Origin of the sequence: Erysipelatoclostridium sp. DFI.2.3 (assembly GCF_019132535.1) — a bacterium.
Taxonomy (GTDB): domain Bacteria; phylum Bacillota_I; class Bacilli_A; order Erysipelotrichales; family Erysipelotrichaceae; genus Clostridium_AQ; species Clostridium_AQ innocuum.
Genome location: NZ_JAHOOJ010000008.1, coordinates 21,925 through 38,549, shown reverse-complemented (window position 1 = coordinate 38,549; position 16,625 = coordinate 21,925). Strand labels below are relative to the sequence as shown.

Below are 16,625 nucleotides of genomic sequence, written 5' to 3'. Positions count from 1 at the left end.
GTTTTTTTTCATTTCATGCTATGATAGTATAGATGGGAAAGGAAGGATTATATGAAACGCTATGGCATAATCTTGCTGACTTCCCTTATCTTGTTCGGCTGCAGTGCCACGCAGAAGGCGGAAGAGAAAGAGCAGAAGGATCCTGCTGTTGAATTGAAGCAGACATCCATTCAAAACAGCAAGGCAATCAATGAGGATACCTGCTACAAATACCAGCGCTCCCTGCTGCATGAAAATCTGCAGGATGATTATGACCGGCTGTACGGCGCTCTGCTGCATCATGAATCCTCTGTACTGCTGGATTGCAGTATGCCCTATGTCATGAAGCTCTTTGATGCCGTTACCTTCGATCATCCCGAGCTGTTCTGGTCGAACTACGAATACAATTACAAAGAATCCGATGATAAGGAAAGTGTAACACTGTATCCCTCCTATGCATACGATCAGGAGGAAACAGCAAACCTGCAAAAGCAGGTGGATGCCGTCGCTGAGGAGATATTACAGAAAGCGGAAGCAAAGCAGACTGATTACGAAAGAGTGAAGCTTCTGTATGACTGGATCATTGATCGCAGTGATTATGTAAACAAGGAAGAAAACAATCAGAATATGCTCAGTGTATTTCTGGATAAAAAGGCAGTCTGTGCCGGGTATTCCAAAAGCTTCAAATATCTGCTGGATCAGCTGCATATCCCCAATGCGATTATTTTGGTACAGGTCATTGAAAACCCGGAGGAATATCATGTCATCAATATGGTGCAGATGGATAAGCAGTGGTATTATCTGGACCCCACCTTTGGTGATATCAAGATTGAGAAAAGCTATAACAATTACCGCTACGCCTATTTTGCAATGACCAGTGCGGAGGTAGAAAACATCTATGCCCCACAGCAGGAAATCAAGCAGACTGCTGCATATAAGGACAGCTTCTTTTATCAAAGAGATGCGTATCTGAAGGGCTATGATGAAAATCAGATCATCGCGATCATTGCCTCCAATATCAACAATCCCGATCCCTGCCTGGCCATCAAGTGTGACAGCAGGCAGACATATGAGCAGGTCAAGCAGCTGCTGCGCTCCCAGCATATCTTTGACCTCTTCCAGAGTGCAGGCTATAATCCGCAGGAATTTGAGTATTACAGTCTGGATGAGAATTACTGCTTCTTTCTGAATTACTGGTAAAGAAAAAGATTTCGAATGTGACCGAGGATAGCCGGACAGCATTTGAAATCTTTTTTTATCCCTTACTCATTCCACATACAGCAGCAAGCCGCATGAATACCAAGGTTATTTTATTCTCCTTATTTTGATTAGAAAATCCTGATCGGCATCCTCTTTGCGGTTTTTACGAGCGATGGTATTCAGTACCTTTACGACCTTTTCAGCTTTTACAATTTCTTTATGGTATTGTAAAGAGCCCTTTTGTACTGTTTCTTTAGATACATACCCATATGTGAAAGTACCATCTGTGAAAAACAGCTTTACACGTACCTGCACCTTTTCTGAACCTGATGAAAAGGCATTTCCTGGCCCGATTCTGCCTATATTAGCAAACGCATTTTCTAATGGTGTTCCAACATATTCCAATGACTTTCTTGCTTTTTTTATAGCATCATAGGAATATATACCCCCATCCCCCAGTATGAAGGTAAAGCGTCTTGTGTGCTTGTCAAACAAAGCGATATTATCATAATTTCTCGTATATGCAAAGGAATCCATTTCACTTCCCCTTTCACTCTCTGCCCTAACCGGAGCCGCCCAACAGGCACCATCCATGTTAAACACCGCCTACGCTTTCCCCTGCTTGCCTTTCTGTTATCAATACACGATGATCCCCGTCATTCTTCATGCCAATCAGGGTGGACAGACTGCACTTCCATAATCAGGAAAAGCTCTGTGGTATCTATCTATACTATAAATCAATACTGCAACGTCTGCAAGACTTTGATTGCAAAGCCGAAAAAGAAGATAAAAGGAAGCAGAATTTTAACTGCTTCCTTTTACAATACGATATGTTAAAACAGACGCGATATATCATTCCAGGTTGCCAGAACCATAATACCGACAATCATCAGCAGACCGGCCATCATGATGGCACTTTGTATACGCTCGTTTAGCTTACGCCCGATGAGGGTTTCAATCAAAACGATAAAGATACGTCCGCCGTCCAGAATCGGTATCGGCAGCAGGTTGAAAATGCCGACGTTGACAGAAAGCAGTCCAATCAGTGCAATCGTTGACAGCAGACCGGTCTGCGTGATCTGGGCCGTTACCTGGTAAATTCCGACAGGCCCGCTCAGATTTTTCAAGCCGACACCCTGTACCAGCTTTCCAAGGGATTCAAAAATAGTCGTTACCGAATCCACCATTTTTTCTGTACCGTAGGGTATGGATTCCAGCAGTGAAATCTCTTTGATTTCATTCTGCTGAAGAACTCCGAGGATATACTTGCTTTCATCCTTGACATACGTTGGTGTGAAATGCAGCGTTACCTGCTTCCCATCCCGCAATACGGTAAATTCCGTATCACCATTATAATACTGGATAAATTCTACAACATCGTTAAAGGTCTTCGGCTCCAGAACCTCATTACCGTTCTTCACACGGATGATTTCATCCCCGGCCTTCATTCCACCCTTCTCTGCTGCGGAATTCTCCTGTACAGAGGCAACCAGTGCCTTTCCCGGGACACTGACAGCACCCTGATACGCGGTAATGCCGATAAACAGCACCCACGCCAGCAGGACATTCATGATAGCTCCTGCCGCCATAACAACAATCTGCTTCCACGGCTTGATGCCGTTTAATGTGCGCTCATATGGAATATCCAGTTCCTCTGCCTCATCATCATCCTCTTCTCCGGCCATTGCCACAAAGCCGCCAATCGGAAGAGCACGGATGGACCATGCAGTTTCACCGACCTGCTTCTGATAAACAACAGGGCCCATACCGATGGAGAATTCCTTGCAGTAGACACCGAAACGCTTGGCAGCAATCAGATGTCCCAGCTCATGAACGATAATGATAACACTCAGAATCAGAATAAAATAAATAATATTTACTATATTGCTCATACCGTACACATTCCTCCTTTCCACGCCCTGTGCACGAATTCCCGTGCCCAGGCATCACTCTCTATAACCTCTTCCAGAGAAGGATGCGCGATGTATGCTGCAGCTTCCACTGCCTTTATAATATAGCGCTCGATATCCAGAAAACCGATTTTCCCATCGAGGAACAACGCAACGGCCTCCTCATCCGCACCATTCATAACTGCGCCCAGGTTTCCTTCTTTTCTGCCAACCGCAAAGGCCAGCTTCAGCAGAGGATAGCGCTCCTCGCTGGCAGGCGTAAAATGAAGTGCAAAGGTCCGCTGAAAGTCAAACGGTTCGGCATTTTTCATTTCCAGACGGGAGGGATACGATAATGCATACTGAATTGGCAGGCGCATGTCTGCTGTTCCCAGCTGTGCCATGATCGCATGGTCACGATACTGCACCATAGAATGGATAATACTCTCGCGATGGATCACCACATCGATTGCATCGTAAGGAATATCAAACAGATAATGTGCTTCGATCACCTCAAAGCCCTTGTTCATCATGGTAGCGGAATCAATGGTAATGCGTCCGCCCATGTCCCAGTTGGGATGCTGCAGGGCCTCCTTTACGGTGACATCCGCAAGCTCAGCACGGCTGCGGTCACGGAAGCTTCCCCCGCTTGCCGTAATAATCAGCTTATCTACCTCTTTCAGCGCATTCCCCTGCAGGCACTGGAAGATTGCGGAATGCTCGGAGTCAATGGGATACAGCGCAACCGGATGCTCTTTTAGGGCACGCTTTACCAGCGGACCCCCGGCAACCAGACTTTCCTTGTTGGCAAGGGCTACCGTCTTGTCATGATCAATGGCTGTCAGTGTCGGTACAAGTCCGCGAAAGCCGACGACAGCATTCACCAGAACATCGTAATCCGGATTTGCGGCAAGCTGCTTCAGTCCGGCATCGCCAAAGCAGAAGGAATGGCTGGGATAGTGTTTCTGCATATCCTCCATATCCGCTTCCTCCGCCACGCAGACTTGACGCACCTTTGGCAGGGCATCCAATATCTCTGCCAGCTTTTTCATATTATAGCCGACACTTAATCCTATGATTTCAAATTCAGAACTATGATGCTTTACCACATCCAGAGTCTGGGAGCCGATACTTCCGCTGGCACCAAGCAGCATTATTTTTTTCATAACATCAACACCACCAGTATCAGATCAAAACAAATAAAATTAAAGACAAGAGAATCCACCCGATCCAGCACACCGCCATGTCCAGGCAGCAGATCGGAAAAATCCTTAATACCGAAGTTGCGCTTAATAGCGCTGAACGCAAGATCACCAATCTGTCCGGTCACCGTCAGAATTGCGGAAGCAATTATCATCTGAAGCGGCGTCATCGTATCGATCATAAACCAGGCAAAGGCAAAGGATAACAGAGCGCCGAAAAGCCACCCGCCAATGGAGCCCTCCCATGTCTTTTTTGGAGAAATACGTACATTCAGCTTATGCTTCCCTAAAAACCGTCCGCAGAAATACGCAGCGGTATCACACGCATAGGTGGCGATGATGATAAACCACACATACATGCGATTGGTTCCGTAAATATGCAGAAAGCAGCGTGCGATTGCAAAGAAGAACATCACATAGGCAATACACAGGAAGCCATCCTTGGCATGAAAGCGATCTGTGAATACCGGTATGGATAAAAAGATAAGTGCTGAGACACCAAGCAAGGCAACATGCAGCCGTTCATCGCTTAAAACCAGTACAAAGACTGCCACAATCGCAAGTGTCTTGATTCCCAGAGGCCATTTTGCATCCTGTTCCTTTAGATTCAGCAGCTCAATGCCGCCTGCAACAATAATAAACGCAATCAGCAGATCAATCAGCCAGCCGCCGTATACCAGTGGCGGGACTACGCAGAGGATGATCAGCAGCGCTGTAATAATCCTGGTCTTCATATTACAGACCTCCAAATCTGCGGTTTCTGTGATTAAATTCATCGATGGCTCTATTCAGCTCCTCCTGTGAGAAATCCGGCCAGGCCACCGGTGTGAATATAAGCTCCGCATAGGCCAGCTGCCAAAGCAGAAAATTGCTGATACGCAGCTCTCCACTCGTGCGGATCATCAAATCCAGCTCCGGCATATCCGCTGTCATCATATAGCTGCCAAAAGCATCCTCGTCGATTTCCGTGCTCGCCTTCCCCTGCTGTACATCCTGTGCATATCTCTGCGCGGCCAATGTGATTTCACGGCGGGAACCGTAATTGACAGCCAGACAGAGAATCAGCCCCGTGTTCTCCTGCGTCTGCTCAACGGCTGTGGTAATGACACGGCGTGTCTCATCCGGGAAGCGTTCGATTTCCCCGAGAAAGGTTACCTTGATATTATTCTTTTTCAGCTCTGCAAGATAGCGGTTAAAAAAAAGCTTCGGAAGCTTGCACAGATAATCAACCTCATCCTGCGGACGTTTCCAGTTCTCCGTGGAAAACGCATAGCAGGTCAGTGCTTTCACTCCCATCGTATTGCATGCGATGGCGATTTTTCTTATATTTTCCGCGCCCTGCTTATGTCCGGCAGTTCTCGGCAGACCTCGTTTCTTAGCCCAGCGTCCATTTCCATCCATGATGATGGCAATGTGCTGCGGTATGATTCTTGTATCCATAAGGATTCATCCTCCTACAATCATTATCGCGTGTTCATCAGAACAGAATTATTATACCATACTTTCCATGAACTACCATACTTTTACAGCTATACAGCTGAATTTGATTCCCTTTTTTTACATATGGCACAAGAAAAGAGATGCTGCTTGCCAGACATCTCCTGTATGTGTTTAAACCTTCATGATTTCCTTTGCTTTTGTATCCACAGCAGAATCAATGGACTTTCCGATTTTATCCGTCAGCTTCTGGATTTTCTCCTGTGCATCCTTCTTCAGATCCTCTGTCAGCTCTTTATCCTTCTTCACTGCATCATTTGCATCACGACGGATATTACGGATAGCGATTTTTGCTTCCTCTCCCATTTTATGAGCGGATTTCGCCAGCTCCTTACGGCGTTCCTCTGTCAGCGCTGGAACATTCAGACGAATAACTTCTCCATCACTCTGTGGAACCAGACCGGTATCGCTTGTCTGAATCGCACGTTCAATGTCCTTCAGCGTGCCGCGGTCATACGGCTTGATGACAAGCTGTCGTCCCTCAACAACCTTAACGGATGCCACCTGATTGATCGGTGTCGGGCTTCCATAATATTCAAACTGCACATGGTCAAGCAGAGATGCGTGTGCTATACCGGTACGAATCGTTTTCAGATCCTCCTCCAGTACGGCTACAGCCTTCTTCATTTTTTCTTCCGCATGATTTAAGATTTCCATAGTATTACTTCCTTTCCTTTGTGATAACGGTTCCCGTAATATCCCCCTGTACAGCCTTCAGGATATTGCCGTGCTCATTCATATTGAACACCACCAGATCGATGTCATTGTCCATGCACATGCTGGTAGCTGTCGTATCCATGACAGCCAGCCCCTCCTGAATCAGGTCCATATACGTAAGCGTGTCATATTTTACTGCATCCGGATTGGTCTTCGGATCCGCGTTGTATACACCGTCCACGCCGTTTTTTGCCATCAGAATCACATCGGCTCCGATTTCGCTCGCACGAAGAGCTGCTGTGGTATCCGTTGAGAAATATGGATTTCCTGTTCCGGCACCGAAAATTACAACACGGCTTTTTTCCAGATGACGGTTTGCACGACGCACAATAAACGGTTCAGCAACCTTCTGCATTTCAATCGCTGTCTGTACACGGGTAGGAACACCTTCCTGCTCCAGCGCACTCTGTACTGCCAGTGCATTGATTACAGTTGCCAGCATCCCCATATAGTCTGCCTGCACACGTTCGATGCCCATGGTTTCCGCCATCTTGCCGCGGATGAAATTTCCCCCGCCGACAACGATTGCCAGATCCACACCAAGCTCATGCACCTGTTTCAGTTCCTTTGCCAGTGAAGCAAGAATTTTGGGATCAAAGGAATTCCCCGGAGAGGACAATGCTTCTCCGCTTAATTTCAGCAATACTCGTTTGTACATAATTACGTCCACCTTTATCATTTTTCGTATGTATGGATTATGAAATCCTTCCGTTCTTATTATAAAGAAAAAGCTTTCAAAAAGGAAGAGGAATGTGCTGTTTTTTTCCATTTTATAAATGTTGTCACAAGCACACCCGTCTGCTTCTCTGTATTGGTTTACGTTGCCTTTCCTTAAAAAAAGGACACAAAGAGTGTCCTATTTACCAAATGCCTGGCTCATTACTTCTTCAGCAAAGTTATCTTCACGTTTTTCGATTCCTTCACCTACTGCGTAACGAATAAAGCTTGCGACAGTAGAAGCATGTTCCTTCAGATACTGTCCTACCTTCTGGTCAGGATTCAGGAAAAATTCCTGTTCAACCAGACAAGCGTCCTTCAGGTTCTTGGAAACCTTTCCTTCGATGATTCCGGCAAGAACCTTTTCCGGTTTGCTGGCCAGCTTCTCATCGTTTTTCACGATTTCAGTCTGTACCTTACGCTCGTGTTCAACAACCTCAACCGGCATGTCATCACGAGAGACATACTGCGGATTCATACTTGCAATCTGCATTGCCATATCCTTAGCGACTTTTTCATCCGCACCCTTTAATACAGCCAGTGCAGAAATCTTTCCGCCCATGTGCATGTAGGAAGCAAATACTTCATCGTCCGCCTTTTCAACTACAGCCATACGACGCAGAGAGATTTTTTCTCCGATCGTGGCTGTCGCAGTTGTTACCAGATCCGCAATGGTTTCACCGTTCACCGTGCAAGCCAGTGCAGCATCCAGATCCGCAGGCTTGTTGGCAATCAGTGCATTCTTAACTGTTTCCAGCAGCTCCAGGAACTGTTCGTTCTTTGCAACGAAGTCCGTTTCAGAGTTTACCTCGAAAATAACTCCGGTGTTGCCTTCCACACCAACGCGTGTCAGACCTTCTGCAGCGATACGGTCGTTCTTCTTGGCAGCCTTTGCAATACCCTTTTCACGCAGCCAGTCGATAGACTTTGCGATGTCGCCATCACACTCTGTCAGAGCCTTTTTGCAGTCCATCATTCCTGCGCCTGTTTTTTCACGTAATTCTTTTACTAATGCAGCAGTGATCATGATCTTTCCTCCATTTATATTCTTATGTTTTTCTGATTATTCAGCAGTCTTAGGTGCTTCACTTCTTGCGGAATCGTTATTCGCCGGTCTGCTGTCTGCAGCAGGTCGTACGTTTTCACGTCTCTGGTAAGGAGCCTTTGCATTGCGTCCGTTACGGTTACGGTCATAAGGACGACGGTTACGACGTTCCTCGTTTCTCTGACGACGACGTCTTTCGTTTTCTGCAATCTGCTCTTCCACATTGATGATAACATCCTTCATCGTTACATCGTTTTCGTTCTCATCGATATTGTGAGCAACGCTTAACAGACCACCCTTAGCCTCTACAATAGCGTCTGCCATCAGCGTTGTAATCAGTTTTACGGAACGGATTGCATCATCGTTGGAAGCAATCGGGTAATCGACTGTTTCAGGATCACAGTTTGTATCCACCATTGCAAATACAGGGATTCCCAGCTTCTTAGCCTCTGCAACAGCATTGTGTTCTTCTTTTGGATCAATAACGAAGATTGCGTTTGGCAGCTTCTTCATTTCCTTGATTCCGCCCAGGAAGTTTTCCAGACGAGCCTTCTGCTTCTTCACCTGTGCGATTTCTTTCTTAGGGTACAGGTCCAGTGTACCGTTTGCTTCCATCTCTTCGATTTCAACAAGACGTTTTACACGTTTCTGAATCGTACGGTAGTTTGTTAACAGACCACCCAGCCATCTCTGATTTACAAAGAAGCTTCCGGAGCGAAGTGCTTCCTCAACAACCACAGCCTGTGCCTGTTTCTTCGTACCTACGAACAGTACCTTTCCGCCTTTTTCAGCGATATCTTTCATTGCCGCATATGCAGTGTCCAGCTGTTCCAGAGTTTTCTCCAGATTGATGATGTAAACACCGTTTCTGCTTGCATAGATGTTTGGTTTCATTTTTGGGTTCCATCTGCGAGTCTGATGACCGAAATGTACACCAGATTCCAATAATTTTCTCATTGTTACTACTGACATGATATATCCTCACTTTCCGTTACGCCTCCATCACTTCCACGCGGCAGCAACTTGTCATTGACGCATACACTGCGTCTCGAAGCACGGGCTGCCGAATCCATGATGTGTGTAGTGTGCGTGTTCGCACCGTTGTTTATTATATCACATTCATTGTTCTTTTCAATAGTTTTTTTACTTTTCTTGTGCACGCGGGTGTGCATGCGTGTAGGCCTTCTTCAGCCGCTCCTGTGTCACATGGACATATACCTGCGTTGTCGATAGCGATGCATGTCCCAGCAGCTCCTGTACCACACGCAGGTCGGCACCGTTATCCAAAAGATGCGTCGCAAAGGAATGCCGGAACATATGCGGATGCACATGCACGGAAAGCGAGCAGGTATCAGCGGCCAGCTGCATGCGGTACTGTATGCCGCGCGTGGTCAGCCCCTTCCCCCGCTGATTGATGAACACGATATCGTGTTCCTCCTTCATCCATTGCGGACGCACCTCCTGAAGATAGTGCTCCAGCAACTCTCCTGCCAGCGCATAAAAGGGAACAATGCGCTGCTTGTTTCCCTTACCGTGTATGGTGAGGATGCGATCGTGCAGATCGATATCGTACAACCGAAGGGATGCCGCTTCACTGACCCGCAGACCGCAGGCATACATCAGCTCAAACATCGCACGATCCCGCAATCCGTCCGGCGTATCCAGATCAAAGCTGCTCAAAAAGGTATCCATTTCATCATAAAACAGAAATTCTGGTATCCGTTTGGCGCGCTTCGGTGTCTTAAAATACAGAAACGGATTCTGCGTGATTCCCACATATTCATTCAGATAGCGGTAAAAGGAACGAAGGGAGGACAGCTTGCGGGCGATCGTGGAGTTTTTCATTTCTCCGCTGACCCCGGGCTTCTCACGCAAAGAGGCGATATAGTTCATGACGATGATGCGATCTGCATCCTGCAGCTCCTCAATTCCCTCTTCCTGTAAAAAAGAGATAAACTCGCGAATATCTCTTTGGTAAGCGGCACGCGTATGCACACTGCCGCTGTTGAGGGAATCCATATATTGAAGAAACCGCGCAAGCAGCTCCTCCATCAGTCAAACTCCTTTTTGTATGTATCGATTACGGATAGCGCCTGATTGGCAAATGCCTCCTTGCGTTCCTTCTTCTTTACCTTTTCCAACAGACGCATAATTCCGAAGTTGGCATTCATCGGCTGAAAATAGCGCTCACTGGCATGGGTGATGTAGTGCGCCATCGATCCAATGACACACGTATCCGGCAGCTCCACGACTGCTTTCTCACGCATGAGGTTGGCCATATTCATTCCAGCCAGAAGTCCGCTGGCCGCACTTTCGACATAGCCCTCCACGCCGCACAGCTGTCCGGCAAAGAACAGATCATCCCGCTGGACATGCTGATAGGTGGGGCGCAGAACCTTCGGTGCACACAGATAGGAATTGCGGTGCATGACACCATAGCGCACAATGGAAACATTCTCTAAGCCGGGAATCATGGACAGCAGACGCTTCTGCTCTCCCCATTTTAAATGCGTCTGAAAGCCGACGATATTATACAGACTTGCCACGGCATTATCCTGACGCAGCTGGACAACCGCATACGGTGTCGTTCCATCCGGACGCTCCAGCCCAACCGGCTTCATCGGTCCAAACAGCAGTGTCTGCCGGCCGCGGCGTGCCATTTCCTCAAACGGCATACAGCCTTCAAAGTAGGTTTCATCCTCAAACTCGTGCAGCTGTGCGGTTTCCGCATGAATCAGCTCCTCGTAAAAGGCATCAAATTCCTCCCTGCTCATCGCACAGTTGATATAGGCAGCCTCTCCCTTATCATAACGGGATTTAATATATGCCTTAGAGAAATCAATGCTGTCCTTTTCAATGATCGGGGCGGCCGCATCATAGAAATGGAAATAATCCGCATGGGTGTATTCCTGTATGGCTTTGCTTAATGCATCGCTTGTCAGCGGACCGCTGGCAATGATGCAGGGACCATCGGGAATCTGTGTTACCTCTTCCTGTACGACCTCAATCAGCGGATGCTGTTTCAGCTGTTCTGTAATACGCCGGGAAAAGGCCTGACGATCCACTGCCAGCGCACTGCCGGCCGGAACCCGTGTGGCCTTCGCACTCTCCATGATGATGGAATCCAGATGCCGCATTTCCTCTTTCAAAATCCCAACCGCATTGTTCAGGGAATCCGAGCGAAGGGAATTGGAGCACACAAGCTCCGCAAAGTTTTCACTGTGGTGTGCCGGTGAGGACGTTTTCGGCCGCATTTCCACAAGCCGTACCGGAATCTTGCGCTTTACCAGCTGCCACGCCGCCTCACAGCCTGCCAGACCGGCTCCGACAACGGTTACCTTATCCATCATGATTCACTGCCTTCTGCCTCTGCTTCCACAGCCTTCTTCACGGATTTCTTCACTGCCTTTTTCACAACCTTCTTGGTCGTTTTTTTGGCGGCTGCCTTTTTCTTCGGTGCTGCCTTATCGTCCCCTTCCGCCTTTTCCTTCTTCGGTTCCTTTTTGATATAGCGGCATTTCGGATAATTGCTGCAGCCGATAAAGGTCGTACCGAAACGGGATTTTCTTCTTACCAGCTCATGACCGCAGTCCGGACACATTTCTCCGGTAGGCTCCGGTTCTTCCTTCGTCTTGTTGCTTTTGATATATTTACATTCCGGGTAATTGCTGCAGGCAAGGAAGGAGCCGTAGCGTCCTTTTTTCGTCACCATCTTGCTTCCGCATTTCGGGCAGACCTCCTCCACAGCATTTTCATCCTCATCCTCACCTTTGGTATAGCGGCATTCCGGAAAGTTGATGCAGGAGATAAATTTACCGAAACGCCCGATGCGATACACCAGATCGTTCCCGCAGTCCGGACATTTTTCTCCGGTGCGCTCCAGCTCCTTCTTTTCCATATTCTCATATGCATTCTGCAGCAGCGGTTCAAATTCATTATAGAAGGTACGAACCTCTTCAATATTGTTTCGCTCTCCTGCCGCAATCTCGTCCAGGTGATGCTCCATATTCGCTGTATAGGATACGTTGATGATGCCGCTGAAGAATTCCTGCAGCTTGGTGTCGGTCAGCTCGCCCTGTTCACTGGGGATGAAGACCTTCGTCTTACTGCCCTCACTTGGGCGCTCCAAAGAGACATAGCCGCGGGCCTGCAGTGTATCAATGATGATTGCATAGGTGGACGGACGTCCGATTCCCTTTTCCTCCAGATCCTTGATCAGGCGGGCCTCACTGTAGCGAAGCGGCGGCTCGGTGAAGTGCTGCTTACCTTCCAGCTCAACATCCTTGAGCGTTTCCTGTTCTTCCATGATTGGCAGCATTTCATCCTTAACGGTTTCATAATCGCTGTAGATTTTCAGATAACCGTCAAAGGTCAAAATGGAGCCGTTGGCACTGAACTCACAGCCATCGGATACGATCTGTACATTGACCACATTGCTTTTGCTTGGCGCCATCAAGGATGCCAGCGTTCTGGCATAAATCAGCTTGTACAGCTTATACTGATCATTTGTCAGATATTCCTTGACTCTTGCCGGCGTATTCAGAATACTCGTCGGACGAATGGCCTCATGCGCATCCTGTGCATTTTCACTGTTTTTCTGACGGGCACGTCCCTTGTAGTCCTTCCCGTAGGTTTCTTCGATATAGCTTTCCGCGTCCTTGACAAACTGATCACTCAGTCGTGTGGAATCGGTACGCATATAGGAAATAAGACCCTCGCTGACTCCTCCCGCAAGCGGAAGTCCCTCATACAGCTTCTGTGCAATCTGCATGGTTTTCTTTGCTCCAAAGCCCAGCTTGGTGCTTGCCTCCTGCTGCAGGGTGGAGGTGATGAACGGCATTCTCGCTTCTTTCTTACGAACCTTCTTTTCAATGCTGCTGACAATGAAGTCATGACAGCAGCGCTCGATGACCGCATTGACCTCCTCCTGCGTTTTCAGGTCAGCCTTCTTGCCGTCAATCTTGTTTAAGGATGCGCTGAACGTCTTTCCATCCTTTTCAATATTGGCAGCCAGTGTCCAGTATTCCTCACTCTTAAACGCGCGGATTTCATTTTCCCGTTCAACGATCAGGCGCAGTGCCACCGACTGCACACGGCCTGCGGATTTGCTTTTTATTTTACTCTGTAACAGCTTGGACAGCTTAAAGCCGATGATGCGGTCCAGCATACGCCGTGCCTCCTGGGATTTCACCAGGTCCTGATCAATCGTACGCGGATGCTCAAACGCCTCCACCACTGCATGCTTTGTGATTTCGTTGAAGATGATACGGTTTTCTTCTTCCATATTCAAATCCAGCACATTTGCCAGATGCCAGGCAATCGCCTCTCCCTCACGGTCGGGGTCACTTGCCAGATATACATGATCGCTTTTTTTCGCGAGGTCCTTCAGCTCCTTAACGACTGCGCGTTTGTCACTGCTGACCTTGTAGGTCGGCTCGAAATCATTCTCAACATCGATTCCCAGACCACCCTTGCCACTTGTCGCAAGATCACGTATATGTCCTTTGGATGAAACAACATGATAGTCGCCACCCAGGTATTTTTCTATGGTTTTGGATTTGGAAGGGGATTCCACAATAACCAGATTTTTCATGTTATGCCTCCTAGCAATTAAATATACGTCTCCTATTATTCGCACAAATTCCTGTTTTGTCAAACATTTTTTAAAAAATAAGACGCAGATCGTCCTCATCCACAAGGATATTTGCCCCCTGTGAGATCAATAGATTGCAGCCGGTTCCAGCCTCATCCAGATAAGCGTGAGGCACACAGTAAACAGGAATATCCAGCTCCAGCGCCTCATTTACCGTCAGCAGCGAACCACTTCTTCGACGAGCCTCCACAACGATAACGGCCTCACTCAATGCGGCGATAATCCGATTTCGCCATGGAAAGTGGTACGCATAGGGCTTTGTTCCGTTTGGATACTCACTGATAATCAGCTGCTTTTTTCGCATAACAGCATACAGGGACGCATGCTCCTTTGGATATACGACATCCAGACCACAGCCAATTACTGCAATCGTATGCTGATCCAGTGCACTGCGATGCGCCTGTCCATCAATTCCCCTAGCAAGACCGGACACGATGACGAAGCGCTCCTTCATACAATCGGTAATACGCGCACAGTTTCTTAGCCCCGCAGCACTCGCCTGCCGACTGCCGACAATACCGCAGCCCGGTTTCTGAAGCAGTGTCATGTCACCCTCATAAAACAATATCCACGGCGGACAGGCAAGCCTTCGCAGCTTGTCGGGATAGGCCTGATCAGCAATCGTCACATAGCTTCCCTCATACGCCATCCGCGTCCAGGGCTCCTGCCTGTCCAGCGCAAGCTTCATCTTTTTCCAGTCGCCTTCATAGCGCAGTGCATAGCACAATAGTTGTTCTCTCATAATATCACCTCATATGTATATACGAAATGAACATCAAAAACTCCTAAAAAAAACAGGAATTTTTTCCTGCTTTTCATGAAAAACATCTGTGCTAAGGTACTCCGCGTGTTTCACTCAGCCCTTTTTCGGCTTAATGACTTCTTCCAGCGCATCCTTCGCTGCATCATCTACCAGAATTTCTCTGGCACTTGTCAGGAAGGAAGCCATATTCTGCATTTCGCTTGGCACAACAATCTTGGTCGCTTTGCCATCCGCCATTTTCTCATAGGTTTCCAGACTCTTCAGACTCAGATATTCCTTCGTCGGGTTGGCATTTTTAATCATCTCAATACCACGGGCCTGTGCTTCATAAATACGCTCCATTGCACGTGCCTGTCCTTCCGCTTCCGCAATCATTGCTTCCTTCTTTGCATTAGCACGCAGCACCATCGCTTCCTTTTCACCCTCGGCAGTCAGGATATTGCTTCGTTTTTCACCCTCTGCACGAAGGATGGATTCACGTCGTTCACGCTCTGCACGCATCTGCTTTTCCATCGCTTCCTGAATGTCGCGCGGCGGGATGATATTTTTAACCTCTACACGGTTCACCTTAATGCCCCATGGATCTGTTGCTTCATCCAGAATCGCACGCATCTTCGTATTGATAATATCACGGGAGGTCAGCGTTTCATCCAGCTCCAGATCACCGATGATATTACGCAGTGTGGTCGCTGTTAAATTTTCAATCGCGGTGATCGGTCCTACAACACCATACGTATACAGCTTTGGATCGGTAATCTGAAAATATACAACCGTGTCAATCTGCATGGTTACATTATCCTTGGTGATAACCGGCTGCGGAGCAAAATCCTTCACAACCTCCTTCAATGTCACCTTATTCGAAACACGATCCACAAAAGGAACCAGAATATGAATTCCTGTGTTCCAAGTTGTATGATAGGCACCCAGTCGTTCAACGACATATGCCTTTGCCTGCGGCACGATACGGATGAGGTAGGCAAACAGCCCAACCAGAATCAGCGCAACTACAACAAGCAGTATAATCTGAAATACACTCATCATCATTACCTTCTTTCTTTTTCTATCTTTCGCTTACTCTTTTTACAAGTAACTTAGCACCTTCAATAGCGACAACCTTGACCTTTGCACCTTCCTCGATGGAATCATCATCCACAGGAACCGCATGCCACATTGTCCCATTCACCTTGACCTCGCCCCATTCATCCTTTGTCACAAGACTGGTTACCTGCGCAATCTCACCGATAAAGCGATCGGCATTGGTAGGCACCGTATTCCCACGCAGATAACGTGAGGCTATCGGACGCACAATCAGCATACTGACAAGTGAAACAACAACAAAGCATACAATCTGCACCCACAGCGGAAGATTGATCAAAGCCGTCAGCGCTCCGATTACACCTCCCACGGCAAACCATATGGAAATCAATGCAGTAGGTGTCGCCAGTTCAACCAGAACCGCGCCTACGCTAATGGCAATCCAGATCAGTACCATAATCCATTCACCCCTTATCTGCAGCCAGCTCATGGAGATCTGCAATCAGCATATTCTCCGTTTCATCATAGGCCGCGTTGATTTTCAGTCCGTTGATCGGCTGATTGATCATACCGGAAATCTCCTCAATGATCATTTTGTTGCTGATTCTTGCATATCCTTTTCCAACAGACACCTTATGCAGCTGATCCATGGATACCAGATGCAGATCAATTTCCCGTTTTGTAACGGGACGTATTCCCAATTTCAGGCTATCCTTATCCAGTCCGATCATGGCCCAGCGCACATCCTCAAAATAAGAGGCAGCGCTGCTGTTCAAGGTAATGTTATTCGGATACAGTGTCAATACAAGCGTATATACATTGCCTTTTACCCATGTAAACATCCTGCCACCGCCTTTCCTGTTCCTTATCCATAGTATAGTACGGTTTCTCTTATTTTGCAACACATTTTTATACACTTCTTATTTTT

17 protein-coding genes are annotated in these 16,625 nt (G+C 47.5%); 1 reads left to right on the top strand and 16 read right to left on the bottom strand.

The genetic code is table 11. The features are described 5' to 3' along the window. Positions 1-51: 51 nt before the first annotated feature. Positions 52-1,179 carry a transglutaminase domain-containing protein gene (locus KSZ58_RS09520; protein ID WP_009269161.1) on the top strand — a complete coding sequence of 376 codons (1,128 nt, stop codon included), beginning with the start codon at positions 52-54 and terminating at the stop codon, positions 1,177-1,179. Positions 1,180-1,284: 105 nt separating this feature from the next. On the opposite strand, the gene KSZ58_RS09515 is transcribed toward KSZ58_RS09520, so the two are convergent. From KSZ58_RS09515 to KSZ58_RS09440, 16 genes are all read right to left on the bottom strand, one after another. Next, a complete protein-coding gene (locus tag KSZ58_RS09515; protein WP_008817315.1) occupies positions 1,285-1,773 on the bottom strand; it encodes a hypothetical protein in 489 nt (162 codons plus the stop codon). Positions 1,774-2,012: 239 nt separating this feature from the next. Continuing rightward, positions 2,013-3,071 carry an RIP metalloprotease RseP gene (rseP, locus tag KSZ58_RS09510; protein WP_008817316.1) on the bottom strand — a complete coding sequence of 353 codons (1,059 nt, stop codon included), beginning with the start codon at positions 3,069-3,071 and terminating at the stop codon, positions 2,013-2,015. Continuing rightward, the gene (gene dxr, locus KSZ58_RS09505; protein ID WP_009269162.1) at positions 3,068-4,234 is read right to left on the bottom strand and encodes a 1-deoxy-D-xylulose-5-phosphate reductoisomerase; all 1,167 of its coding nucleotides are present in this window, start codon (positions 4,232-4,234) and stop codon (positions 3,068-3,070) included. The genes rseP and dxr overlap by 4 nt, the downstream gene beginning before the upstream one ends. Beyond that, a complete protein-coding gene (locus tag KSZ58_RS09500) occupies positions 4,231-5,004 on the bottom strand; it encodes a phosphatidate cytidylyltransferase (protein ID WP_008817318.1) in 774 nt (257 codons plus the stop codon). The genes dxr and KSZ58_RS09500 overlap by 4 nt, the downstream gene beginning before the upstream one ends. Position 5,005: 1 nt before the next feature. Then, positions 5,006-5,710 carry an isoprenyl transferase gene (locus KSZ58_RS09495; RefSeq protein ID WP_008817319.1) on the bottom strand — a complete coding sequence of 235 codons (705 nt, stop codon included), beginning with the start codon at positions 5,708-5,710 and terminating at the stop codon, positions 5,006-5,008. A 171-nt stretch (positions 5,711-5,881) separates the two neighbouring features. Then, positions 5,882-6,424 (bottom strand): ribosome recycling factor, encoded by a 543-nt coding sequence (gene frr / locus KSZ58_RS09490; protein ID WP_002608934.1) that lies wholly within the window; start codon positions 6,422-6,424, stop codon positions 5,882-5,884. Between the two features lie 4 nt (positions 6,425-6,428). After that, positions 6,429-7,142: a UMP kinase gene (gene pyrH, locus KSZ58_RS09485; protein WP_008817320.1), complete on the bottom strand. Its 714-nt coding sequence runs from the start codon at positions 7,140-7,142 to the stop codon at positions 6,429-6,431. 198 nt (positions 7,143-7,340) lie between these two features. Next, positions 7,341-8,228: a translation elongation factor Ts gene (tsf, locus tag KSZ58_RS09480; RefSeq protein WP_009269163.1), complete on the bottom strand. Its 888-nt coding sequence runs from the start codon at positions 8,226-8,228 to the stop codon at positions 7,341-7,343. A gap of 36 nt (positions 8,229-8,264) precedes the next feature. After that, positions 8,265-9,218 (bottom strand): 30S ribosomal protein S2, encoded by a 954-nt coding sequence (gene rpsB, locus KSZ58_RS09475; protein ID WP_002608931.1) that lies wholly within the window; start codon positions 9,216-9,218, stop codon positions 8,265-8,267. Positions 9,219-9,389: 171 nt separating this feature from the next. Next, positions 9,390-10,298, bottom strand: a complete 909-nt coding sequence (gene xerC, locus KSZ58_RS09470; RefSeq protein WP_002608929.1) for a tyrosine recombinase XerC — start codon at positions 10,296-10,298, stop codon at positions 9,390-9,392. Beyond that, complete coding sequence (gene trmFO, locus KSZ58_RS09465) at positions 10,298-11,596, bottom strand: methylenetetrahydrofolate--tRNA-(uracil(54)-C(5))-methyltransferase (FADH(2)-oxidizing) TrmFO (RefSeq protein WP_009269164.1); 1,299 nt, start codon at positions 11,594-11,596, stop codon at positions 10,298-10,300. Before trmFO ends, xerC begins: the two co-directional genes overlap by 1 nt. Beyond that, a complete protein-coding gene (gene topA / locus KSZ58_RS09460) occupies positions 11,593-13,839 on the bottom strand; it encodes a type I DNA topoisomerase (protein WP_008817324.1) in 2,247 nt (748 codons plus the stop codon). Before topA ends, trmFO begins: the two co-directional genes overlap by 4 nt. A 70-nt stretch (positions 13,840-13,909) precedes the next feature. Continuing rightward, positions 13,910-14,641: a DNA-processing protein DprA gene (dprA, locus tag KSZ58_RS09455; RefSeq protein ID WP_009269165.1), complete on the bottom strand. Its 732-nt coding sequence runs from the start codon at positions 14,639-14,641 to the stop codon at positions 13,910-13,912. Positions 14,642-14,755: 114 nt separating this feature from the next. Further along, on the bottom strand, positions 14,756-15,700 hold the full coding sequence (locus KSZ58_RS09450) for an SPFH domain-containing protein (protein ID WP_002608925.1): 945 nt from the start codon (positions 15,698-15,700) through the stop codon (positions 14,756-14,758). A 22-nt stretch (positions 15,701-15,722) separates the two neighbouring features. Further along, a complete protein-coding gene (locus KSZ58_RS09445; RefSeq protein WP_040014012.1) occupies positions 15,723-16,154 on the bottom strand; it encodes an NfeD family protein in 432 nt (143 codons plus the stop codon). A gap of 7 nt (positions 16,155-16,161) precedes the next feature. Next, the gene (locus tag KSZ58_RS09440; protein WP_002608923.1) at positions 16,162-16,539 is read right to left on the bottom strand and encodes a hypothetical protein; all 378 of its coding nucleotides are present in this window, start codon (positions 16,537-16,539) and stop codon (positions 16,162-16,164) included. Between the last annotated feature and the right edge of the window lie 86 nt (positions 16,540-16,625).

Coding starts and splice junctions, on each gene's coding strand:
- KSZ58_RS09520 (WP_009269161.1), top strand. CDS start 52: ATGAAACGCTATGGCATAATCTTGCTGACTTCCCTTATCTTGTTCGGC.
- KSZ58_RS09515 (WP_008817315.1), bottom strand. CDS start 1,773: ATGGATGGTGCCTGTTGGGCGGCTCCGGTTAGGGCAGAGAGTGAAAGG.
- rseP (WP_008817316.1), bottom strand. CDS start 3,071: ATGAGCAATATAGTAAATATTATTTATTTTATTCTGATTCTGAGTGTT.
- dxr (WP_009269162.1), bottom strand. CDS start 4,234: ATGAAAAAAATAATGCTGCTTGGTGCCAGCGGAAGTATCGGCTCCCAG.
- KSZ58_RS09500 (WP_008817318.1), bottom strand. CDS start 5,004: ATGAAGACCAGGATTATTACAGCGCTGCTGATCATCCTCTGCGTAGTC.
- KSZ58_RS09495 (WP_008817319.1), bottom strand. CDS start 5,710: ATGGATACAAGAATCATACCGCAGCACATTGCCATCATCATGGATGGA.
- frr (WP_002608934.1), bottom strand. CDS start 6,424: ATGGAAATCTTAAATCATGCGGAAGAAAAAATGAAGAAGGCTGTAGCC.
- pyrH (WP_008817320.1), bottom strand. CDS start 7,142: ATGTACAAACGAGTATTGCTGAAATTAAGCGGAGAAGCATTGTCCTCT.
- tsf (WP_009269163.1), bottom strand. CDS start 8,228: ATGATCACTGCTGCATTAGTAAAAGAATTACGTGAAAAAACAGGCGCA.
- rpsB (WP_002608931.1), bottom strand. CDS start 9,218: ATGTCAGTAGTAACAATGAGAAAATTATTGGAATCTGGTGTACATTTC.
- xerC (WP_002608929.1), bottom strand. CDS start 10,298: ATGGAGGAGCTGCTTGCGCGGTTTCTTCAATATATGGATTCCCTCAAC.
- trmFO (WP_009269164.1), bottom strand. CDS start 11,596: ATGATGGATAAGGTAACCGTTGTCGGAGCCGGTCTGGCAGGCTGTGAG.
- topA (WP_008817324.1), bottom strand. CDS start 13,839: ATGAAAAATCTGGTTATTGTGGAATCCCCTTCCAAATCCAAAACCATA.
- dprA (WP_009269165.1), bottom strand. CDS start 14,641: ATGAGAGAACAACTATTGTGCTATGCACTGCGCTATGAAGGCGACTGG.
- KSZ58_RS09450 (WP_002608925.1), bottom strand. CDS start 15,700: ATGAGTGTATTTCAGATTATACTGCTTGTTGTAGTTGCGCTGATTCTG.
- KSZ58_RS09445 (WP_040014012.1), bottom strand. CDS start 16,154: ATGGTACTGATCTGGATTGCCATTAGCGTAGGCGCGGTTCTGGTTGAA.
- KSZ58_RS09440 (WP_002608923.1), bottom strand. CDS start 16,539: ATGTTTACATGGGTAAAAGGCAATGTATATACGCTTGTATTGACACTG.